Raw genomic sequence first — 22,405 nt, 5'->3', positions numbered from 1 at the left:
TTATTAAATGTTACACTTCCCTTTTTACCACAGGTACGGGTTTTAGTTTAATGAGCTTCATTTTATCAAGCAGAAGCATAATCATATACGTAACATCGATCTCGTGCCATCTTACGCCACCGAAATTGGCACGTCCGCCGAATTTGTGGTGGTTGTTGTGGTAACCTTCGCCCATCATCAGCCAATCGAAACGGAAAAGATTTTTAGAAGTATCTGAAACTTTAAAATTCACGTAGCCGTAAATATGTCCGAACCAATTGATGATTACCCCGTGAATTGGCGCCATCATGTACGCCACCGGAAGCAGGATCCACTGCCACCAGGCGGTTGCGAAAAAGTAAAAGAAAGCGGTGTAGGCAATTGCCCAGCCAATTCTTGAACCCCATGAACTGGCGAACTTATCGAAAGCCTCCCACTGCGGAACATTCTTGGTGAATTTCTCCTCAATCTTTACCTTCTGCTGGTTAATTTGCTGGTAAATAGACTTGGTACGCCACATCATCGCAAACAAGTTGTGGTCGTATTTGGGGGAATGCGGATCTTTCTCCGTATCGGCGTAGGCATGGTGCATGCGGTGCATTACGCCGTAGCCGTAAGCGGAAAGATAGTTGGATCCCTGCGTAATCCAAGTCAGAACATAACATAGTTTCTCGCCGAATTTCGACATTTTGAAAGTCTGGTGCGCTGCGTAACGGTGCAGGAAAAAAGTCTGAAAAAATAGCCCTGAATACCAGAGCACGATGATGAAAATAATAACTGCCATTAAAAATAATAATTTGAGCCAAAATTACAACATAAAAAGTTAAACACTTGTTTATATGTCGCATGACAAGCCTCAAAATATATGCATGAAATAACAAAAATCCGGCTTGAAACCGGAATTTATATTTGTTAAACAGCCTTCACGATGAAGTAGTTTTTCTTGCCTTTTTGCAGTAAAAGAAATTTTCCGTCAATGAGATCTGATTCCTTAATCTCAAAAGTATCATTTACTTTTTCCTTGTTGATGGAGATCGAATTGCTCTGAAGTTCACGTCTCGCCTCGCCTTTAGACTTTAGGAAACCGGATTTTTCTGAGATCAGATCAATCACGCTGCTTTCCAGCACTTCACTTTTCGCGATATCTTTCTGCGGTACACCCTCAAAAACTTCGAGGAAAGTAGCTTCATCCAAATTCACCAGATCTTCCGCCGTTGAACGCCCGAACAAAATTTCCGAAGCTTTCACCGCTTTTTCAAATTCTTCACGGTTATGAACCCAAACGGTCACTTCTTCAGCCAGTTTTTTTTGAAGTTTTCTTTCGTGTGGCGCGGTTTTGTGTTCGGCGATTAAAATTTCGATTTCTTCTTTACTTAAAAAAGTGTAGAATTTTATGAAACGTTCCGCATCTTCATCCGTCGCATTCACCCAGAACTGGTAGAATTTATAAGGTGAAGTTTTCTTTGGGTCGAGCCAGTAATTTTCACCGCTTTCAGATTTGCCGAATTTCGAGCCGTCCGCTTTTGTAATCAACGGTACGGTCAGTGCGAACGCTTCGCCCTGCGCCTTTCTGCGGATTAGTTCTGTTCCGGTGGTGATATTTCCCCATTGGTCGCTGCCGCCCATCTGAAGTTTCACATTTTTCGCACGGTACAGGTGCAAGAAATCGTAGCCCTGAAGCAACTGGTAAGTAAATTCCGTGAAACTCATTCCCTCCGCGCCGCCTTCACCGGTGATTCTTTTCTTCACCGACTCTTTGGCCATCATGTAATTCACGGTGATGTTCTTGCCAATATCACGGATGAATTCGAGGAAAGAAAACTCCTTCATCCAATCATAATTGTTCACCAGTTCAGCGCTGTTGGCTTCACTGCCGTCGAACTTAAGAAATTTAGAAAGCTGGTTTTTTAGGCAAGCTACGTAATGATTGAGTGTTTCCTCATCCAGCGCGTTTCTTTCCGTTGATTTTCCCGATGGATCGCCGATCATGCCGGTTGCGCCGCCTACAAGCGCGATCGGTTTGTGACCGTGCTGCTGAAAATGCGCCAGAACTTTGATTGGAATTAAACTCCCGATATGAAGCGAATCTGCCGTAGGATCGAAGCCGATATACGCTGTAGTCACTTCTTTATTCAGTTGTTCATCGGTACCGGGCATCATGTCGGCAAACAGGCCGCGCCATTTCAGTTCTTCAATAAAGGGATTCATTTTCTGTAAAATTTTAAGCTGCAAAGATAGGGTTTTTGTTCAATTTTTTAGGAGCTTTATCCGGCTCTCCGCTGTATCTTTTCCGCTGATTTCGCTTTCGCTCAATCAGCGAAAAAGGATGCCGCTGCGATCCGGGCTAGGGTTTTGCGCGGTCTCCGGTGTTTGTTTTTAAAGATGACCTTCATTTTCATCCGAAAGGTATTATTGCCCTGTACCCGCGCCCCGACCTGAGTGGAGCTCTCCGCCGGCACGGCGGAAGCGGGAACGGAGGGCGGGAAAAGGCGCCCAAACCAAAAAAATCTGCCTTAAATTTTAAAATCCTAATTTTGCACCCCGAAATTCAGATGTAACGATAGCGTTAAACATTGGATTAGAGCGCGATACTTATAAACCAAATCCCACAGAACCGCAAATATGAAAAGAATTGGCGAACACAGAAAACTGCTTGGTGTAGACAAAACCGCGACACTGAAAGACCTCAAAACTATCTACCGCAACACCATGAAGGACGCGCATCCCGACAAATTCGTGAATGATGAGACCGGAAAGCTGGAAGCTGAGGAGAAAAGCAAAAAGGTGATTGAGGCCTATCATTTCCTGGTTAGCATCAACCCGGAAACCCAGGAAAAATATCGAGAAGAATATACTGAAACCACTGCAAAATCAAATATCCAGGATTTTGAATATGAAAAACAAATCCTGAAAGTACAGCACCTGAACGGCAAGATGTATGAATACATCGGTGTGCCGCGCAATACCTACATCAAGATGGTGAACGCAGATTCGCCGAGCCGCTTTGCACGGAGACATATCTACGGCAATTTCACCTACCGAAAGGCTGGCGAAGCGATGGTCGACTAAAATATTTTGAAAAAAATGCCTCATCGAAAGTGAGGCATTTTTGTAATTTAGAAATTGCTGATTTTACTTTGAGTTATGCAGCACCACAAAATCCCACGGTTCCATAGTCAGCTTCATTTCTTTGGAAACTTTTTGGGTTTTTCTCGTAAAGAGATTGGTGTATGTGCCGGCATCGTAAGACGTATCGAAACTAACCTTCACTTTTTCCTTGCTTAAATTTATGAAAGTCAAGACTTTGTCGCCATTTTTCTCGCGTACAAATGAAATCACCTGCTCCATGTTGTCATTCATAATTCTTACCATTTCACCGCCGTGCCTGCCGTTCCAGAGCGCCTGATTTTTGTGTTTAAGTGTGAAAAGGGTGGTGTAGAGCGCTGCGTTTTCGTGATCTTTCCATTCGATCGGGTCACGCTCAAAAAATTTAAGTGAGCGGTCCAGTCCCGCTTCCTGGCCACTGTAAACGAGTGGCATGCCATCCATCATCACGGTGAAGACGGTGGCTGCTTTCAAAGCGTCTCCGAAATTGCTGTATTGGGTGCCTTCCCACGAGTTTTTATCGTGATTGTCGATGAAGTTCATGCGGATCCCTTCTTTCGGGAAAATCGAAACATGTTCGGCAATGTAGGCTTCGCCGAGTGTTTTTGCGCTTTTATTGTTAATGGCAATTTGATGCAGGATGTTCCACAATGTCCAGTTGTACGTCGCATCAAAAGCTTTTCGGTGAAGTTCTTTATCTTCGGCTTCGGCCAGCATGAAAACGGGTTTTATTGCATCGAGTTCAGCGCGGGCATTTTCCCAGAAATCGATCGGTACAAAACTCGCCACATCACAGCGGTAGCCGTCGATATCGTACTCTTTCACCCAGAATTTCAGCGCGTCTGTCATGTATTTCCGAAGTTCAGGTTTTGAGTAGTCAAAATCGATAATATCATCATAATCCCGCCAAGGCGTGGACTGGAATTTGCCGTCGCGTGATTTCGTGTACCAGTCGGGATGCTTTGTTGCCAATTCGTTATCCCAGCTGCTGTGGTTGGCCACCCAATCGAGGATCACGTACATTCCGTGTGCGTGGATGGCTTTCACCAAACTTCGGAAATCGGCATCCGTGCCAAATTCAGGATTGATGCCGAGATAATCCTTTACCGAATAGTAGCTGCCAAGGCTGCCTTTGCGGTTCACCTCGCCGATGGGCTGTATGGGCATCAGCCAGATAATGTCGATGCCCATTTTCTTCAGCCGCGGAAGTTGTTTTTCAATTGCCTTAAAATTTCCTTCGGCAGAAAACTGCCGAACATTGAGTTCGTAAAGTGTGGCGTTTTTTACCCAATCGGGACTTTTTATTTCAACATAGGGTTTGGGGTGGTAACGGTCGGGTAGTTGCTGGGAATTCATCGTATAATGTAATAATAGGAATAATGTAATGAGTGCACGTGTCATTTGGTTAAGGTTTTTTAAACATTAAAAATAGCACTTATTTAAAAAGAAAAAAATGCGCGTTAGGTTCAATCTTTGCAGCCACCCTCCGAAATATTAAAATTAAAATCTCCTATGATTCCAAAAAAAATACATTACTGTTGGTTTGGCGGACAGCCAAAATCTGAACTTGCGGAACACTGCATCGCCTCCTGGAAGCGTATTCATCCGGATTTCGAAATTATTGAGTGGAATGACAGCAACTCACCGCTGGAAGATAATCAGTACGTGAAAGATGCCTATGCGCAGGGAAAATGGGCTTTTGTTTCCGATTATGTGCGCTCGAAAGTGATGTACGAGCACGGTGGCATCTACATGGATACAGATATGGAACTCAAACTTCCGCTCGATGAATTCTTGAATGAGCAGGCGGTTTGCGGTTTTGAGGTGAAAGGTGTGCCGTATTCAGCGTTTTGGATGGCGGAGCCGAAGCATCAGCTTTCAAAAGATTTCATGGAATGGTACAACTGCCAGGATGGATTCTTCGAACGCATCAACACTGATATTTTCTCCGAAATGCTTGAAAAGGAATACGGCGCAGACCGTTACAGCGACACGATCCAGGAACTGAAACACGGTGTGAAACTTTATCCCTCTGTTTATTTTTCGCAGGATTTACCCAAAAATTACGTGAGCCACCATTTCAACGGCTCGTGGTTTGGCGGTGATGCTGAGAATACCCACAAAAAAAAGGTGAATGTCTATGGACTTTTAGAACGGCTCACCACTTATCCTGACGCAAAAAAAGCGGTTAAAAGTATTATCAACGAGCATAAGATCATCCGCGTGAATGCGGTGCTGGATCTCATACCACGAGAGCATATAAAAGAATACCTGAACAACAGAGAAAACTGAGTTCATGAAAAACCAAGTTTTTAATCAGTTTATATCCAAATAACCTGTGGTTACAACCCCAAATACTTCTTTACCATTTCTTCAAAAGCATCAATATCAAAGGGTTTGGCCAGATAATCGTCGGCACCGGCCTCGCTGGCCAACTCACTGATGTTGCTGTTCGCGGAGAAATAGAGTACAGGAATATCTTTCAGTGCATCGTCATTTTTTAAAAGTCTCGTAGCTTCTACACCGCTGATGTCGGGCAGCCAGTTATCCATGAAAATTAAATCGGGCATGTAAGATTTCACCTGTTCAACCACTTTATTGGTGGTGGGGGTGGTTTTCACCTCAAGACCAAGATCCTGTAGGATTTCTGTACAAAGTTCCAGGATTTCTATATTGTCATCAAAAATAAATACTTTTTTTGTCATTTTAATTTTTAGCTAAATTGTTAACGTATGCCGCCATTTCACTTGGCCTTAGTATGGCATCTGCACCTACCTGAGCGAGGGCAAACGCTGGCATATAGCTTACTATAGCTGAACCAGGTTCTTGTACCAGTACCGCACCGCCTTTGTTTTTTACTTTCTGAAGTCCGACAGCACCATCACCGTTGGCACCGGATAGCAGCAAACAAACGAGCCGGTCCCGATAGGTATCTGCCGCACTTTCAAAACTTACATCAAGTGAAGGGCGCGAGAAATTCACTTTTTCTGAAGCATCCAAAGAGAAAGTTCTGTTTCTTTCCATCAGCAGATGATAGTTTGGTGGCGCTATATACACTGTCGAAGGACGTATGGGTTCTTTTTCTTCGATTTCCTTTACTTTAAGGCTGGTTTTGGCAGCAAGCAGATCGGTAAGGATGTTGTCTTTACCGGATTTGCGGTGTAATACGATAATGATGGGAAAAGGCAATGGTGATTGCAGGCCAGGGAGTACTTTTAACAGCACCTCCAAGCTGCCGGCAGATCCACCAATAACCAACGCTTCACATGTCATCATTAATTAATTTTACGCCAGATTTTTTCGCCTTTAAGTCTCGAGAAATTTTTGGCTGCTGGCGAGAAATCAAGAGATTCTTTAGTGCCAAGAGCCAGATACCCGAATTTTTCAAGGCTGTTATCAAATAGATCGAAAACTTTATTCTGTAGCGGCCTGTCGAAATAGATAATCACATTCCGACAAAGGATCAACTGAAACTCATTGAACGAATTATCGGTCACCAGATTGTGGCTGGAGAAAATAATCTTAGAGCGCAGTTCATCTTTCAGTTTCCCTAACGAATAATTGGCCGAATAATAATCAGAAAACTGCTCGCTACCACCGGCTGCCAGATAATTTTCGGTATAGAGTTGCAGTTTGCTCATAGGAATGATGGCCTGCGCAGCATTTTCGAGCACCGCATTATTAATGTCTGTCGCATAAATCAGCGATTTATGGAGCAGGTTGAGCTCTTTAAGGAAAATAGCTACGGAGTATGCTTCTTCGCCGGTGCTACAACCCGCCACCCAGATGCGGATGAAAGGGTAAGTGCCAAGTCTTGGCAATACCTCGGTACGTAGGGATTTGTAGAAACCTGGGTCGCGAAACATCTCAGTCACATTAATGGTCACCTGCTCTAAAAACCGTTTGAAATATGCTGGTTCTGTACGTATTTTATAACGGTATTCGGCAAAACTCACGAACTTATCAAGTTCATAAAGCCTTACTACCCGCCGCTTCAGCGAAGCTCTGGAGTAGCCTGTAAAATCGTAACCGTAAATTTCCAGTACATCGGAAAGCAGTGTTTCCAGATGCTCGTCACTGTGTTCTGAATGCAATTTAATTGATAATTTTGGTAAGCTCCTGCAAAAGTTCGTCCACATTCACTGGTTTCGAGATATATCCGTCGGCACCGGCCTCCAGACATTTTTCGCGATCCCCGGTCATGGCCTGCGCCGTAATGGCGATCACGGGGATCGTCTTAAGCGCGGTATCATTCTTCATCAGACTGATGGCTTCATAACCGTCCATCTCGGGCATCATCATGTCCATTAAAACGACAGCGATCTGATGGTTATTCCTAAGTATTTCGAGTCCCTCGCTTGCGCTGAGGGCCGAAACGCACTGATATTTTTTTGCCTTCAGTACGGCAGTTAGCGCAAAAATGTTTTTGCTGTCATCATCAATGATGAGAATTTCTTTTTTCATACTGAAGTTTTTTTAAATTTTATCATACAGCCAAACCCTCAGCAAGGACATCAGCTGGTCGATATCTACAGGTTTCGAGATATAGTCGGACGCTCCCACTGCGATGCATTTTTCACGATCGCCCATCATGGCCTTAGAGGTAACTGCCAACACCGGTAAATTACGGAACTTCGGCGTGGCGCGTATCTCGCGGATGCTTTCATAGCCATCCATCTCAGGCATCATCATGTCCATCAACACCACGTCGATGGCCGGATTGTTTTCCAGAGCCTTCAGTGCTTCTTTCCCATCCATGGCAGGGATGACTTTCATACCATGTACTTCGAGTGCTTTGGTGAGTGAGAAAATATTCCTTACATCATCGTCGGCAATCAGTACGGTTTTGTCTTTCAGGATGTTGCGCAACTCGCCGGAATTATCGAATGCTGAAAGCCCCTCGTGCTTTTTCTTGTTTTTTTCTTCTACCAAATGCAGGAAAAGCCCGGCCTCATCCAGAATTCGCTGGTATGAATAAGCGGTTTTTACGACAATGGAATCCGCGTATTTCTTAATACGGTTTTCCTCGCCCTGTGACAGGTTTTTGCCGGTAAATACAATGATGGGCAGCTGCTCCAGTCCTTGGCTTTGCTTGATGGTTTCCAGGGTTTCGTAGGCGTTTCTGTCAGGGACGCCCATATCGAGAATCACACAGTCGATCTCTCTTTTCTGTAATGAGTCGATGCTTTGTTTTACATTCGTAGCAATATCTGTATTGATATTATGGGTACTCAGGAAGAAACTCAGGGCTTTTGCATGTTGCTGGTTTTCTTCTACAATCAACACTTTTTTAGGGCCTTTGTTCAGCGCGTTTTCAAGTTTCTTAAAGATGTCTTGCATATGCTCCAGCGCAAAGGGTTTATTAATAAAATCCACGGCGCCGCGCAACAGACTTTCCTGTTTGAACTTCATGGAGGACATGATGTGTACAGGGATTGGTTTGGTCTGTGGATTAGATTTCAGGGCTTCCATCACTTGCCATCCATCCATGATCGGTAGCTGGATGTCGAGCAGGATAGCGAGTGGTCTATAATGCTGTGCCATCTCGAGACCCGCGTCACCACGTACGGCAACGAGACCTTTGTAATTTTTGCTTCTGGTATAATCAAGCAGGATTTTTGCGAAAGGTGTGTCGTCTTCAATAATCAGTATGACTTTATCCCCGTCTTGTATATTATCGCGGTCGTCTTCCACAGGTTGTGGGATATGGTCGGCGATAAAACGTTTGGGCTGTTCGGGCGTGTTTTCAATAAGTATTACCGGTCCTTCATCAATTTCGGCAACAGGTATTTCCGGTGCTTTTTCAGCGTCGATGGGCAGGGTGAGGGTAAATTCACTTCCTTGTCCTTCGGTACTTTGCAGGGTGATTTCACCACCAAGTAGTTTCGCCAGTTCTCGACTGATGGATAACCCAAGCCCGGTGCCACCATATTTACGCTGTGTGGAGCCATCGGCCTGTTGGAAGGCCTCAAACACCAGTCTCATTTTGTCTTTAGCGATGCCAATACCAGTATCTGCGACTTTGAAGATAACTTTTCCCTGCGCTTCATCTCCCGATACATTTAGCGTAATGCTGCCTTCGGAAGTAAATTTAATGGCGTTTGAAAGTAGGTTTTTAAGAATCTGCTCCAAACGTACTTTGTCGGTATGCAGTACGGGCGCTGCCGTGGTTTCGGTGAGGATGTTGAGTTGTAGTTTCTTCTCACGGGCCATCGGTGAAAACAGCATTTTCATGTCATTGGTGATCTCCTCCAGCGTCACTTCATTGATTTCAAGCGTCATCTTACCGGATTCTATCTTTGAGAGATCCAGGATTTCATCAATCAGTGTCAGTAACCCTTGTCCAGAGCTTTGCATGACCTCCGCATATTCTACATACTGCTCATCAAGGTCATCGCTTTCGGTCATTAATTTAGAAAGGAGTAAGATGGAGTTGAGCGGGGTACGGAGTTCATGGGACATGTTCGCTAGAAACTCTGATTTATACTTGGTGCTTTGCTCCAGTTCGATGGATTTTTGCTGGATATCGAGATTTCTTTGTTCAATCAGCAGGTTTTTTTCTTCAAGTAAGCTGGTTCTTTCTTCTAATTCCTGATTGCTTTGTAAGAGTTCTTCTTGCTGTACACGCAGTTCTTCTTCTGAAGCCAAAAGTTTTTGCGATTGCGCCTCAAGTTCGGCATTGATGTTTTCAAGTTCAGAGTGTTGCGACTGTAGTTCTTCCGATTGTGCCTGTGTTTCCTCGAGCAGTTCCTGAAGCCTGATGCGGCTTTGCGCACCGAAGAATGCCAGACCGATGTTACCGGCTATTGCATTTAGAAACTCCAGCTGAAGTGGCGTATATTCTTTCGTTGAGGCCAATTCTATAACGCCGAGCGGAATATTATATCGGGTAATAGGCAGTGCGACAACGCTCGCGGGTTTTGCTTGGCCTGTGGCGTAGCTGATGGTAATATCAGCTTCGCTGATGTTGTTAACCACCATTTGTTTTTCCGACTGAAAAGCCTGGCCTACGATACCTTCCCCAATGGCGAGTTGCCTTTTGAGGTCATTGGAAAGGGCGTAACCGCCGGCAAGGTGTAACTGGTTGTCCTCTTGTTGAAGATACAATGCGGCTACACAACTCTGCGTTTGTGTCGTAACAAAATCGAGGATGTGCGTGGCAAGTGTTTCGAGGGTTTTTTCACCCATCATCTGTTCGTTCAGCTGTGCGATCGAAGAGCTGAGCCACTCGCGGTTCTCGAGTTCATTGAAGGAATCTTGCAGCGAAGCGGCCATTTGATTAAGAGGTTCAGCTACACTGCCAAGGGTATTCTGTGCGTTTTGGTCCCAAAGAATGTTGTAATCGCCAGAGGAGATTTGCCCGGCTACTTTCTCGATAGCTGCCAGACGGTTTTGTGTTTCTTCGTTTTTTTGTTCCAATTCATCGGTGAGGGTGGTTTTTTCATCATAATCCTGGGAGACCCTTCGGAAAAAGAACAAGGTGATGGTGATGGCTAAAATAGCGGAGACTACGATAAGCCACGGTGTAAAAGAGGCGAAACGCTCCATATTTTCGGTACGTTCCTTCAGGATGGCTTCTTCCTCTGCCTGCATCAGCGTTATTTGGCTGCGGATGTCGTCCATATATCGCTTACCGCTCAGTAATTTGATGGAGCTGACGCCTTCGCCGTTTCTTTTGAAGTTGATGTTTTCATCAAGAATACGTACCCTGTTGGCAATGTTTTCTTTAAGTTTTTCAAGATTGGCTTTTTGGGTAGGTGTTTTGGTGACTTCGGTCGCCAGGTCCTCCACTTCGGTTGTCAGTTTATCTTTCGCATTGATGTAGGGTTGCAGAAACCGCTCATCATTGGTGAGAAGGTAGCCGCGCTGGCCGGTTTCGGCATCTTTAACCAAAGAGAGCACCTCGCCCATATTTTTAATGATCTGGTTACTCTGGCGCATCATCTGCGATGTTTCAATGAGGTTTCGGATGCTGATGTAAGAGGCCAGGGAACTGATAAATAATAGCAGTAACGATAAACCCAATCCGTAGAGCAGGTTTCTTTTAAAGTTCATCATAATCGTAGATTAATTCTTCTTTTTCTGGATGTAAGGGCAGATAAAAATAAAATTCGGAACCTTCGCCGGGTGTACTGTTCACGCCAATGGTCCCCTGGTGCCGTTCAATAATTTCCCGACAGATGTAGAGTCCGATGCCTAAGCCCTGGAAGCGCTCAGAGGTTTCTTCCACACGATAAAATTTATCGAAAATACGGCCACGGTGCTCTTCTGAAAGTCCGATGCCGAAATCTTTTACGCTGAAGTACAGTTGATCGTCCCGAAGTTCATGGATGATTTGGATCTCCGTAGTGCCGGGGGCATACTTGATGGCGTTGGTAATAAAGTTGATAATCACCTGTTCGATGCGCATCTCGTCCCCGTAGATCTTCTCGGTTTCCTGTATATGCTGTATCAGCGATACATGGGGGTGGGAGTGCTGCATCACTTCTACTATATGCGCGAGCATTTTACTGAAAGAAAAGTGTTTTTTATTAAATTTCAGTTTTCCGCTCTCGATTTTAGAAATATCAAGCAGGTCGGCAATCAACAGATTGAGTTTTTCTACCTGGTTCTGTACTTTTTGCAGGCGCGTACGAACGGTTTTTATGTCTTCTTTCTCCAGGCTTCTTTCAAGCAACTGTATGTAACCTTTCACGCTCGTCATAGGCGTTTTCAGTTCGTGACTGGCGATACTGATGAATTCATCTTTCTTGCGCTCCGCTTCTTTTCGGTACTCAATCTCCTCCAACAATTTTTTCTGCATTTCGTTTAACGCACGACTTTGCTCATAGATGCGGTAGAAAGTTTTTACCTTTAGCAAAAGGATATTCATATCCACCGGCTTGCTGATATAGTCCAACCCGCCGGATGAGTATCCGCGGGTAATAAGGTTTACGTTGGAGCTGGCCGCAGAGAGGAAAATAATGGCGGTTTCCTTGGCTTTGCTGTAGCCTGAAATGGCTTCTGCCACCTCGAAACCGTCCATGCCGGGCATTTGTACATCCAGGATGATGAGGACGTAGGATTTTTTAAGTATTTTTTTTAATGCCTCTTCTCCGGACGCTGCGGTATCGACTTCAAACCCATTCTTCTCGAGTACTTTTTTGAGTGAAATGATGTTTTCCGGCGAATCATCGACAATTAGAATCATTATAAAAAATTAAAATTTTGATAAAAGAATCCAAATATAGTGAATTTCAATTTGATGACCGATATGCGAGGTATGTGGAAAAGAGGGCGCGTGTTTTGAAGTTTTTGTGCTATCTACAGTAGATTCTTTAAGTTTAATTAAAGCGAAATCTGTCGTTTGCCTTTCATTAAATAATTTACCTTTCACTTAAATAAAAAAGACTGTCTCTCGCGAAACAGCCTTAGATTGTTTTTATTTAGCTCTCGGTAAGGGCATTAGCCGTGCATGTTGTATGGCAAATTTCCGCGAGGGGACCCCAGTACTGTCGGTAAGTTCAGAAAATTTAGCGTTCATTACCCAAACTTTGTCCTGCGCTTTTGTGGCGGTCGCAGGATAGGTGAACCGGTCTGCCAGCAAGGTAGAAGCGGTAAGTTTGGCGCTGGCCCAGTTATCCTGTGAGGTGAGTTCATAGATTTTATCACTGCCACCATTTTGTACAACTACCAGTTTATCAGCACTGTTCAGTAATAGGCCGTCGCCGTTTACAAAAAACTGTTCAGTCATCACTTTAGTCACATTTTTAGGGTTACTTAGGTCTACTTTATAGATAGTCCCTGTGCCGGAACTTACGGTAAGGAGATAGCCTGCCGGATGATATACGATACCATTCAGGCCGATGCCTTTGGTCTTGAACAGCGGATGATCGGAAAAAACAGAGGCTTGTCCGCCCGGAGTTATTTTATAGATAACGTTGGCAAAGCTATCGGTAACATACGCGTTTTGCTGTGCGTCGAAGGTCAGGTCGTTAGCGAAATGTTCGCCGGGTACCAGTTTTGACAGGTCAATGTCATCGGTTTTGCGGCCAGTGGCAAGATCAATCCCAATGAGACGCGCCATCTTTTTACGGGTATCAGGTGAGGTGTATTTACTGTAATTGGCATCACTGATGCAGGCAAAAATCCGCTTGCCGTCTGGGTGAATTTTCAGTCCGTAGCTGGATTTGAATGATGGGTCGCTAATGAGCGATGTGTACGCGCCTTGTGGTGTTACTTTGCCAATGCTGCCTAATCTGGCAGATGATACATAATATACGTCAGCATTACTGTCGTAGGCAATCCCTTCCGGGTACATCTCTGGCGAGTCAAATTCGATGCGGGTAGTAGGTTGGTCGGGTAGGGCCGCGGCACAACCCACAAAAAGAATACTTACTAGAAGCTTTTTCATAATCATTAATTTTTAGTGAGTCGGTACAGTACGCCATTGGCGTCATCAGATATATAAACAGTGCCGTTGGGCGCAATAGCGACACCAGCAGGCCGGCCAAAACGGGTTTTACCTTTCAGGAATCCTGTAAGGAAATCCTCAGCACCGGTAGGGTTGCCGTTTACAAACTTCACCCACTGTACTTTAAAACCTACGGGCGTACTTCGGTTCCAGGAACCGTGCCAGGCTACGATACCATCTCCGCTAAAAGGGGTGCCCGCCGGGAAGAACTGAAAACCTATAGGAGCCATGTGTGCCTGAAATTCATAAGAAGAAGGTTCTGTGTTTTCCACCCATTTCTCTTTGCTGTTGCCGGCAGGGTCTTCACGTGATTTATCGACTTCGCGTTTACCATAGGCAAAGGGATACCCATAATTTTTACCAGTCATTAATTTATTAAGTTCTTCAGGTGGCCAGTCGTCGCCTTTGGCATCTCCGCCATTGTCTACACCCCAAAGTTCCTGTGTTTGCGGATGCCAATCGAATCCAATGGTGTTGCGTAATCCAGAGGCGAAGATGGTTCGTTTCCATGTAGTGGGATCCACCTGTACCATTGTCGCGGCTTCGCGGTCCATTTCTTTACAGTCGTTACATAAGGTGCCGATAGAGATGTACAGTTTGCCGTCGGGGCCAAAATCCATCGTTCTGTTGGGGTGCTGCCCGGCGCTTGGCATGTCATTGAAAAGCATTTCTTTTCCACTTAGCATTCCGTCCGCATCTACGCGATAGCGGCGCAACTCGTTGTTGTTGCAAAGGTACAGCCAGCCATCTTTCATCGTGATGCCATGTACGCCTTTAAATTCGGCGACAACAGTTTTTAAATCTTCGAATTTACCATCTTTATTAAGATCCCTAAGCAGCAAAACATCACCTGCATCCCGGCGGGTGATGTAAATGTTCCCTTCTGGAGTTAAATATAACATGCGTGGTTTCCCAAGTCCGGAGGCTGCGATGGAGACGCTCCAACCTTCGGCTGGTTTCAATAGATTCACCATTTCCGGAAGAAAATCAAGGTGTTCCGGATAATTGGTGGCATGGGTGATTTTAGTTACTTCTTTTGGCGGGATACCGCGTTGCGCACTGAATGGGGCGAATGTCAGCGAAAGGGCCAGCGGAACAATTTTTATAAATAATTTGTGTTTCATAGGAATAATTTTTCAGTTAAAAAGGCTGCACGGGGCAGCCTTTAGATATTATTTCACTCCTGATCTTCTTCAGCAGCTTCAAAGTTGATTGAATTATAGGCGGATTCAGTAAGGATGGCATCCGCTTCTTTCTCTTCGGCAAGTGTGGCCTCCAATAGCGAAACGATCTCTGTTTCGCCTAAGGTGTTTGCGAAGGCTGCCAGTGTGCCGTATGACGCAATCTCGTAATGCTCTATCTTTTGAGAGGCAGAGATAATACCTGCGTCGCGGACTGGGCCGATTTCTGTTTCTTCTATGATGCTTTCGCCTTCTTTGATGAGTCCTTCCATGGCGTCGCATTTCTTGCCACGGTTGGATTCGCCAAGGATTTCAAAGATTTGTTCCAGGCGCTGTACCTGTCCTTCGGTTACGGCGATATGATCTTCAATGGCGGCAATAAGTTTGGGCTCGCTGGCGTTTTTTGCCATTTTTGGCAGGGCTTTCAGGAGGGCACGCTCTGCGTATACAATATCCTTCAGCTCATCAACGAATAGTTCTCGTAGGCCATCGGCCGCGCTGGATGTAGGTTTGACCTTGCGCCCGCCTTTGTTTGTTTGGGTGTTGGTGTTTTTCATAGTGCTAATATTTGTATTGATTTGGGTTGCCTATACAAATATCAGACCTTATAAAAGTTAAAAATGTATTAAAGTATTGGTTGTGCGGTAATTAATTTCACTTACCGATGATTTTAGAATTAATGTCATCAGTATTATTATTTAAAGGGTTATTACCATGCCCGATGCGGAACTTCTCAGTACAGCATCAATGATTTTCATATTATTAATGATTTCATGTCCGGGAGAGGGTGCTGCCTCATCGAAAATAAGATGATGATATATTGCCTGATAGTAATCCATATAGTTGCCGGGGATGCTGTACAGCGCTGTGCGGTAGGTGTCTGAAGTTGAATAATGTAGGAGGCCATCAGTTTCCGTCAATGGTTGTTGCCAGTCCTTTCCGGTGGGAACGGCGCCGGCGGCAAGTTCAGCTTCCTGATGATCGCTCCGTTGCTGCAAGAAACTTCCCTGGTCGCCATGTACTGCATAGGCCCAAGCGGCCTCTTTGGCAAAAGCAGAGGAAATGATCCTTACCCGTAAACCATCAGCATAGAAAAGAATGATTTCAAAATAATCATTGGCAAAAGCAGCTCCTTTCATTGAAAATGTATCGCCAAAAACCCTCGTAGGCATACCAAATAACTGTATGGCCTGGTCGATAAGATGCGAGCCGAGGTCATGCAGGGCACCCGAGCCGGGCAGCTGCGGATCTTCCTTGTGTTGCTTATGGCTGGGCTGTGTCCGGAAGCGGTCGAACCGGATTTCCGCTTCACGGATTTTGCCGAGTTTACCACTGTCTATCATCTTTTTTACCTGAAGATAATCCCGATCGAACCGGCGGTTCTGATACACGCTGAGGAATAATTTTTTTTTAGCGGCAAGTTCAACAAGATCCTCTGCTTGTTGTGCGTTAACGGTGAAGGGTTTTTCTACGATCACGTGTTTACCTGCTTGCAAAGCCATTTCGGCAAATTCTGCGTGGGTTTGTACCGGTGTGTTTACAATCACCAGGTCCACTTCCGGATCGTGTATCATGTCTTCGACCGAGCGGAAATGCCGGATATCAGGATATTTGTCTGCCGCTTCGTGCTTATGTCTTTCTACTACTGCGTTCAGCGAAAATCCTGGATGTGCGTTCAGAAATGGCGCATGGAAGAGTTTGCCACTCATTCCGTAGGCACAAAGGCCTGCTTTTATTTCTTGCATGGTTCTTTTTCATCAAAGATATTTATTTCCGGTGAGCAGATAAAAACGCTATGACTAAAAATTTCGTAAGACCCACATCATATTATCCGTTTACAAACGACTACAAATGATTTTAAATGCTTTCTTACCGACTCTTGTCACAAAACCGCTGAAACTTTGCAACAGAGATTTCGGGAAAAAAAAGTGAAGCCCGAAACCAACGTTTAATTAAAAATTTAAAGTCATGTCATTAAGAAACAGAGTAACCCTCATCGGCAGAACAGGTAAAGATGTAGAAACAGTAAAGTTCGAAAAAGGTAAAATCGCAAAAGTATCCCTCGCCACTACCGATTATTATATCAACGGACTCGGGGAGAAAGTTGAGGAAACCCAATGGCACAACCTTGTCTCAAATGGTAAGATTGCCGACCTGATGGAAAAATATGTCGCCAAAGGCAAAGAAATAGCCGTGGAAGGCAAAGTAGTGTACCGCAGCTGGGATGATAAGGATGGTACTAAGCATTTCATTACAGAAATCCGTGTGGATCAACTGTTGTTTATCGGGAACAAATAACATCTTCCATAACCTTAAAAACACAAATGCGATGAATGTTAAAGTATTGAAAATACGTGTGGCAGAACCTTATATTAACAGCGACCAGCAGGCACTTGACCGATTTCTGCAACAGCATAATGTAATAAAGTTCGAGTCCGCTTTTGTTCAGGATGAAGAGAATTATTGTATGGGCATTAAAATAAAATGTCAAAAAAAAGGTGAAAAAATTGCGGGAATGCCGACTGGTAGGGCGATTAGCATAAAACGCAATTTTTGAGGAATTAAAATGAAATGTCTATTAACTACCGATTAATTATTATTTAAACGTTTTATAATTACCTATTAAAGGCCCAGATCTTCTGAAATGGGGTTTATAGCCTAAAATAACTGCCAACACGCACCGGAAGCGCACTATAAGGGCATTTTTTGTAGTAATACACACCGCTGAAAGGCGGTTTTTTTGTGCCCAGCGCCGGCCACTTTTGTACGGCTGGATTTTGCGTTGAAAAGCAGTTGGGCATACCTTAGGGCATACCTTAGGGCATACCTTTTAGGCTATAAAAAAAGCGAAATGAATATATTATTTATGTAAAAAATATGCGATTTTGTGCTAAAAACACCAAACTGAATACCCTATTTTGCAGGCATAAAACATAAAAAAAGCCCTGTTTATGGGCTTTACAGAGGTTTAGCAACTGATTAAGGGAGGAGTTTTGCTTTTTTAACAATCTCTTTGAGGCTGATTACCTCTCCCTCCAAGTCATTGACGCGGTCGTAAATGTCTGCCGGATCCGGGATGTTGAAGTTCAGGTGAAGCTTCACTTCCCAGACTTCCAGAATATCATCGGGGTGAAGGCTTTGGGTGGGATATTCTCGGCGGTTATCAGATTTGCAGATCAGGTTGTTGTACTTTTCGATCTTATTGATGCAGCGTTTCACGAGGCCGTCTTCTACTTTGTTTGAAACAATCACGTAGAGGCGGTTATCCTTGATGTCTTTCACCCAGTTTTCCACGAATGATCCCACCACGTAGCTGCGGTCCGGCAAGGTGGGAAACATGGAGTTTCCGGAAACTTCAAACATGCGGAAAACGCCGTTATTGAGTCCGGGCATGCGAAAGGTTGGCAACTTCTTGATAAAATTAGGGTTGCTCCAACCTTTAATATAACCGGCCTGTGCCTTCATCGGTACCAGGACGATATTATCTTCGTTATGAGAATCTACTGTAATTACTACAGGAGTAGATCCGTAATTATTATGGTTTTTGCTATCACTTGCCAACACGTTATCCACAAGTTTTGAGCCCTTTCCAGTTAATATCCAGGTAGGATTATAACGAGGGAAAGCATTTAGAATACTGTTTATAGTCTCATCTTTGAGATTAGATTTTCTTTTTATGGCTGTCTGGATTGAGTTATTGGATAAGCCGCATGCCTTCTCGAAAGCGCTTATGGAAAGGCGTTCATCTAAAATAATCTCTTGGACGCGCTCTATTGGCTTACTGTCCATATCAATGTAAAATTTTTGTCATTGAAAATCAGTTACTTAAACACTGTTCTAATGTTTTAATTAGAATAATGTTTGTTAATTAGAATACTGTTTATATATTTGTACCGTAATCAATACAAAAGTAATACAAAAAATATAAAAACGATGACAGTAACCAATCGAGAAGCAGAAAGTTATCCACCTTTAACAGATGAGGAAAAAAAACATCAGGAGCGGCTTACAAATCTGCTTAATAAAAAAAGACGCGGCGACTGGGTATTGGTTGGGGAGCTATTAGGGTGTGAAGCACAAGCCGCGGAGAAAAGTTTCAAGAGGATTCATAGTAAAAATCACCTCGCTGCGGTTGAGGCACTCGAAAAAATAATTAGCAACAGAATTAATCTATTAAAGCCATGAAAAAATTACTCCACCGGCTATTTAGCTACAAGACCATTCCGGTAACTGATGCCGAGACCGGCAGAAAAGAGATCGCCACGTACAGCCACTTTATGGGCTTCCCACTGAAACCAACGTACAAACCTTTAAATACACCCTCATGAAAAGCATTATTACCTCTGCCGCGCACATCTTAGCGCAGGTCATCTGTATCGCCCTTGGTGCCACCGCCGTCATCGGTGTAGGCGCCTCCGTTTATCACCTATTTTTCACCGGCTGCTAGCAGCCACTTCCACATGGGCAAAGTTCCGGGTTCGACTCCCGGAGTGGAGCATCCCTTTAGAAGTGCCTTGCAAAAAGGCCGAGAGCAGACGAATGCTAGTAGCTTAAGTGTAACCTTTCGGTGATTTGGAAGCCAACCGATGACAGCATGGAAAGAATAGAGATACCACATGCGGGACGGGCGTATCATCACTAAACGGCGAACGCATTCTGACGGTTGGAAAGACAGCTGACAGCCTGGAAAGACAGGCGCTTTTTTAAAAATTATCATGGCTTACGAATTTTACAATAACACACTCACGGTTCCTGCGGCGCTTCTTTACGAAGATGGCGAGATCCTGACAAAGCCCAACTATGATAAGTTGTGCAGGGTTGGTAAGATCCGCAAGGCTCGTGACGCAAGAGGCCTTGGTAATTACGCCCTGGTAGAATTCGACACCATACCGGAGCGCTTCCGGGTGAAGATCATTAAAAAACTCGGTTATCCGCCAAAAAAGCAGGTGCAGCACCAGATCCTAAAGTACAGACAAACCGATTACGAGGCCGTGGACTATTTCGCGACATATATGGTAGATGAAAACCGCACACTGTCTCCTGAACATCAGGAGCAGTACGTGGCGGACGCGGAGATGCTTCAGGCTCTGGACGCTTACATCAAAGAAATGAAGATGTTCAGAAAAAGCCGCGGCGGAACCATCACCAAAGTGTGGGCAGAAGCCGCGAAAGCACTTGCCGAGGTGAAAGAACAGACCGGCCACAAACTGCCGGGAACGGACCGCAGATTGCGCGACAAGCTGGAAGCCTTCCAGAAAGACGGTTATAAGTCGCTGATCAGCGAGAAGTTTTTGGGTAAAAACGCGGCGAAGGTGAAAGACGCACAGCAGGAGGCTTTCCTCAGATCGCTCCTCCGTGATCACCGTAACCTGGACAATGAGCAGATCGCCAGATTATACGAGCACACGGCAAAAGTTACCGGCTGGAAATGCCTCACCGCCTCCAGCATCGGGAATTACCGCAAACTATGGAAGCTTTACACCTACGGAGGCAACCACGGCGAGAAATCATTCGATAACAGCATCGGGATGCAGGTGAAGCGCACCGCGCCGAGCTCGCCACTCCTTTACTGGACGCTCGATGGTTGGGATGCGGAACTTTACTACCAGAAAACCGACGATAAAGGCACCACCTACCACAACCGCCTGACGATGGTGGTGGTCTTGGATCCTTCACTTAAATATCCAATCGGTTATGCCATCGGACAGGTGGAAAACGCCGCACTCATTCAGGCAGCCGTACGGAATGCCATTCTTCATACTGAGGAACTTTTCGGCGCGAAGCATAAAGTACTGCAGCTACAGTCTGACAATTATGCAAAAGGCAAGATGATGCCGATCTACAAAGCAGCCTCAGAGGTGTATATCCCTGCCAAAGTGGGTAATGCTAAAGCGAAGATCATAGAGCCGTGGTTTGGGTACTTCAATAAAAAGTATTGCCAGCTGATGCCGAACTGGAGCGGCCACGGAGTGAAAGCAGCCAAACAGCCAAACCCGGAATATCTACAGAAGATAAAAGCCAGCTTCCCGGATGAGTTCGGTTGCATCGCACAGCTCACCGCCTTCATCGAAAGAGAGCGCGAGGAGCTAAGAGATAAATTCCTACAGGCCTACGCCGAAATGCCGGAAGACGCTAAAAAAATGGTTACAGAGCAGGAGTTCCTGCTGCACTTCGGGCAGGAAACTGGATACCTGAACAGCAGATCACACAGCGGCATCGCGCCGAAGATTGAAGGCGTACGATATTATTACGATTCCTTCGACAGCAACTTCCGCCGCTACGATCATCTGAGCTGGAAGATTAAGTACAACCCGGACGATCTCACTCAGGTGCTGGCTTACAATGAGGAGAATCAACTCAGCTTCCTGCTTCAGCAGAAACACGAGCAGCCGATGGCGCTCTATGACAGAAAAGAAGGCGACGGCGAGCAGCTGCAACTGGTGCGGAGCTTCAACAAAGAAATTAAAAACCAAATCCTCGACGTGCAGGCAGAAGATGCCCGACTGGTCAACGAATTCTTTACCGATTACAAAGAACTGGAAGGATCACTGGTGAAAACGCTGCTCACCGACAGCAGGGGCCAGCATAAAGACCGAAAGAACGCGAAGCGCCTGCAACCTGCGCAAAAGATGATCGAGAAGCAGAAAATAAAAGAAGCCAAAGCCACCGAGCGTGACTGGAGCCAAAGCCAGGAAGAATATCTGAAACAAAAAGTAAACCTTAATAAATACCTTGACCATGAATAAAACGACCAAAGACACCATTATTAATAACCTGGAAGCCTGGATGGATGAGAACGGTTTTTCGGCCAACGAATTTGCTGAAACATATAAAATACCGTCCAACTACATCAGCCAGATGCGCAACGGCAAATACTTCGTACCGGCAGGTGGCGGTAAGGAAGTAGCAATCGCGGATAAATACTTTCGGCTGATCGCCGAGGCCATAGGCACTGATGTAAGTGGGCAGAAGGAATACTGGAGATTCTTTGAAACGCCACAGGCCTTACAAATGCTGGCCACGCTGGAGGACGCCAAACGCTACGGCTACACCAATATCGTGATCGGAGAGACGGGCTGTGGGAAGACTTACCTGTCTGACCTGTTTATACGCCAGAACCCGAAGGATAACTTCAAGATTACCGTGGGCAGTATGGACACCATCGCAGATCTGCTTGATAAGCTGTGTGACGTGCTGAAGCTGCCACAGGTGCACAGCAAAAGCCGTAAGATTAACGCCATCATCAAAGAGCTGCAACGCCTTCGCCTAAACGGCAGAAACCCGATCATCATCTTCGATGAAGCCGAGTATATGAAGCAGACCACCCTGTGCAACATCAAGGAGTTCCACGATCACCTGAATAAAAAGTGCGGTTTGGTGCTGATAGGTACCGACCAGCTTCTGCAAAAAATTGAAAAGCTGAAAAAGAAAAACAGTCCGGGGATGCCGCAGTTCTACCGCCGCGTGAAGTACGGGATCCGCGTTTTAAAAAGCATTGATACCCGATTTAATGAGTTTTTAAAGGATGTTGAAGACAAGGCGCTGGTGAAGTTCCTGCAAAGGGAGTGCGACAACTACGGCGAGCTGCACGATGTTCTGGTACCGGCGATGCGTGAGGCTGAAAGAACGGGCGAAGCGCTGACGGAGGATTTTGTGAGAAAAGTGTTGAACCTGCCAAAATTATAGA

At 45.1% G+C, this 22,405-nt stretch carries 23 protein-coding genes; 9 read left to right on the top strand and 14 right to left on the bottom strand.

Annotated features, from left to right (window positions below):
• Window positions 1-10: 10 nt before the first annotated feature.
• The gene (locus tag CO230_RS08930; protein ID WP_122028285.1) at window positions 11-763 is read right to left on the bottom strand and encodes an acyl-CoA desaturase; all 753 of its coding nucleotides are present in this window, start codon (window positions 761-763) and stop codon (window positions 11-13) included.
• A gap of 128 nt (window positions 764-891) precedes the next feature.
• Window positions 892-2,187, bottom strand: coding sequence for a tyrosine--tRNA ligase (gene tyrS / locus CO230_RS08925; RefSeq protein WP_122028284.1), 1,296 nt, complete (start codon window positions 2,185-2,187; stop codon window positions 892-894).
• 414 nt (window positions 2,188-2,601) lie between these two features.
• Here tyrS and CO230_RS08915 point away from each other — a divergent pair, with 414 nt between their 5' ends.
• A complete protein-coding gene (locus CO230_RS08915; protein WP_122028282.1) occupies window positions 2,602-3,048 on the top strand; it encodes a KTSC domain-containing protein in 447 nt (148 codons plus the stop codon).
• A 63-nt stretch (window positions 3,049-3,111) separates the two neighbouring features.
• Here CO230_RS08915 and CO230_RS08910 read toward each other — a convergent pair whose 3' ends face one another.
• Complete coding sequence (locus CO230_RS08910; protein WP_122028281.1) at window positions 3,112-4,485, bottom strand: alpha-amylase family glycosyl hydrolase; 1,374 nt, start codon at window positions 4,483-4,485, stop codon at window positions 3,112-3,114.
• A 111-nt stretch (window positions 4,486-4,596) separates the two neighbouring features.
• Between CO230_RS08910 and CO230_RS08905 the strand changes: the two genes are divergently transcribed.
• On the top strand, window positions 4,597-5,376 hold the full coding sequence (locus CO230_RS08905; protein ID WP_122028280.1) for a glycosyltransferase family 32 protein: 780 nt from the start codon (window positions 4,597-4,599) through the stop codon (window positions 5,374-5,376).
• 50 nt (window positions 5,377-5,426) lie between these two features.
• On the opposite strand, the gene CO230_RS08900 is transcribed toward CO230_RS08905, so the two are convergent.
• From CO230_RS08900 to CO230_RS08855, 10 genes are all read right to left on the bottom strand, one after another.
• Entirely contained in the window at window positions 5,427-5,789 is a 363-nt protein-coding gene (locus CO230_RS08900) for a response regulator (protein WP_122028279.1), read from the bottom strand.
• A gap of 1 nt (window position 5,790) precedes the next feature.
• Complete coding sequence (locus CO230_RS08895; protein ID WP_122028278.1) at window positions 5,791-6,360, bottom strand: chemotaxis protein CheB; 570 nt, start codon at window positions 6,358-6,360, stop codon at window positions 5,791-5,793.
• Entirely contained in the window at window positions 6,360-7,178 is an 819-nt protein-coding gene (locus tag CO230_RS08890) for a CheR family methyltransferase (RefSeq protein ID WP_122028277.1), read from the bottom strand. The genes CO230_RS08895 and CO230_RS08890 overlap by 1 nt, the downstream gene beginning before the upstream one ends.
• Before the next feature lies 1 nt (window position 7,179).
• Complete coding sequence (locus CO230_RS08885; RefSeq protein ID WP_122028276.1) at window positions 7,180-7,548, bottom strand: response regulator; 369 nt, start codon at window positions 7,546-7,548, stop codon at window positions 7,180-7,182.
• Between the two features lie 12 nt (window positions 7,549-7,560).
• Window positions 7,561-11,142 carry a response regulator gene (locus CO230_RS08880; protein WP_122028275.1) on the bottom strand — a complete coding sequence of 1,194 codons (3,582 nt, stop codon included), beginning with the start codon at window positions 11,140-11,142 and terminating at the stop codon, window positions 7,561-7,563.
• Window positions 11,129-12,274 (bottom strand): hybrid sensor histidine kinase/response regulator, encoded by a 1,146-nt coding sequence (locus CO230_RS08875; protein ID WP_122028274.1) that lies wholly within the window; start codon window positions 12,272-12,274, stop codon window positions 11,129-11,131. Before CO230_RS08875 ends, CO230_RS08880 begins: the two co-directional genes overlap by 14 nt.
• A 231-nt stretch (window positions 12,275-12,505) precedes the next feature.
• A complete protein-coding gene (locus CO230_RS08870) occupies window positions 12,506-13,477 on the bottom strand; it encodes a gluconolaconase (RefSeq protein ID WP_122028941.1) in 972 nt (323 codons plus the stop codon).
• A 5-nt stretch (window positions 13,478-13,482) separates the two neighbouring features.
• Window positions 13,483-14,661, bottom strand: coding sequence for a PQQ-dependent sugar dehydrogenase (locus CO230_RS08865; protein ID WP_122028273.1), 1,179 nt, complete (start codon window positions 14,659-14,661; stop codon window positions 13,483-13,485).
• Between the two features lie 53 nt (window positions 14,662-14,714).
• Window positions 14,715-15,275: a ferritin-like domain-containing protein gene (locus CO230_RS08860; protein WP_122028272.1), complete on the bottom strand. Its 561-nt coding sequence runs from the start codon at window positions 15,273-15,275 to the stop codon at window positions 14,715-14,717.
• Window positions 15,276-15,416: 141 nt separating this feature from the next.
• Window positions 15,417-16,463: a Gfo/Idh/MocA family oxidoreductase gene (locus tag CO230_RS08855; protein ID WP_122028271.1), complete on the bottom strand. Its 1,047-nt coding sequence runs from the start codon at window positions 16,461-16,463 to the stop codon at window positions 15,417-15,419.
• A gap of 223 nt (window positions 16,464-16,686) precedes the next feature.
• On the opposite strand from CO230_RS08855, the gene CO230_RS08850 reads away from it, so the two are divergent.
• Entirely contained in the window at window positions 16,687-17,016 is a 330-nt protein-coding gene (locus CO230_RS08850) for a single-stranded DNA-binding protein (RefSeq protein WP_122028270.1), read from the top strand.
• A gap of 31 nt (window positions 17,017-17,047) precedes the next feature.
• A complete protein-coding gene (locus CO230_RS12270) occupies window positions 17,048-17,275 on the top strand; it encodes a hypothetical protein (RefSeq protein WP_185140488.1) in 228 nt (75 codons plus the stop codon).
• A gap of 422 nt (window positions 17,276-17,697) precedes the next feature.
• Here the strand turns inward: CO230_RS12270 and CO230_RS08840 are convergent, their stop codons facing one another.
• On the bottom strand, window positions 17,698-18,507 hold the full coding sequence (locus CO230_RS08840) for a helix-turn-helix transcriptional regulator (RefSeq protein WP_122028269.1): 810 nt from the start codon (window positions 18,505-18,507) through the stop codon (window positions 17,698-17,700).
• 144 nt (window positions 18,508-18,651) lie between these two features.
• Here CO230_RS08840 and CO230_RS08835 point away from each other — a divergent pair, with 144 nt between their 5' ends.
• The 5 genes from CO230_RS08835 (at window position 18,652) to CO230_RS08825 (ending at window position 22,404) form a co-directional block, all read left to right on the top strand.
• Window positions 18,652-18,903 (top strand): hypothetical protein, encoded by a 252-nt coding sequence (locus CO230_RS08835; protein ID WP_162990013.1) that lies wholly within the window; start codon window positions 18,652-18,654, stop codon window positions 18,901-18,903.
• Complete coding sequence (locus tag CO230_RS12225; protein ID WP_162990012.1) at window positions 18,900-19,046, top strand: hypothetical protein; 147 nt, start codon at window positions 18,900-18,902, stop codon at window positions 19,044-19,046. Before CO230_RS08835 ends, CO230_RS12225 begins: the two co-directional genes overlap by 4 nt.
• Window positions 19,043-19,165 (top strand): hypothetical protein, encoded by a 123-nt coding sequence (locus tag CO230_RS12560; protein ID WP_262601779.1) that lies wholly within the window; start codon window positions 19,043-19,045, stop codon window positions 19,163-19,165. The genes CO230_RS12225 and CO230_RS12560 overlap by 4 nt, the downstream gene beginning before the upstream one ends.
• Window positions 19,166-19,433: 268 nt before the next feature.
• A complete protein-coding gene (locus CO230_RS08830) occupies window positions 19,434-21,464 on the top strand; it encodes a hypothetical protein (RefSeq protein WP_122028267.1) in 2,031 nt (676 codons plus the stop codon).
• Window positions 21,457-22,404, top strand: a complete 948-nt coding sequence (locus CO230_RS08825; protein ID WP_122028266.1) for an ATP-binding protein — start codon at window positions 21,457-21,459, stop codon at window positions 22,402-22,404. Before CO230_RS08830 ends, CO230_RS08825 begins: the two co-directional genes overlap by 8 nt.
• The last annotated feature ends 1 nt before the right edge of the window (window position 22,405 follow it).

The sequence above is a fragment of the Chryseobacterium sp. 6424 genome, from assembly GCF_003692615.1.
GTDB lineage: Bacteria > Bacteroidota > Bacteroidia > Flavobacteriales > Weeksellaceae > Kaistella.
This window is presented reverse-complemented; position numbering and strand designations above follow the sequence as displayed.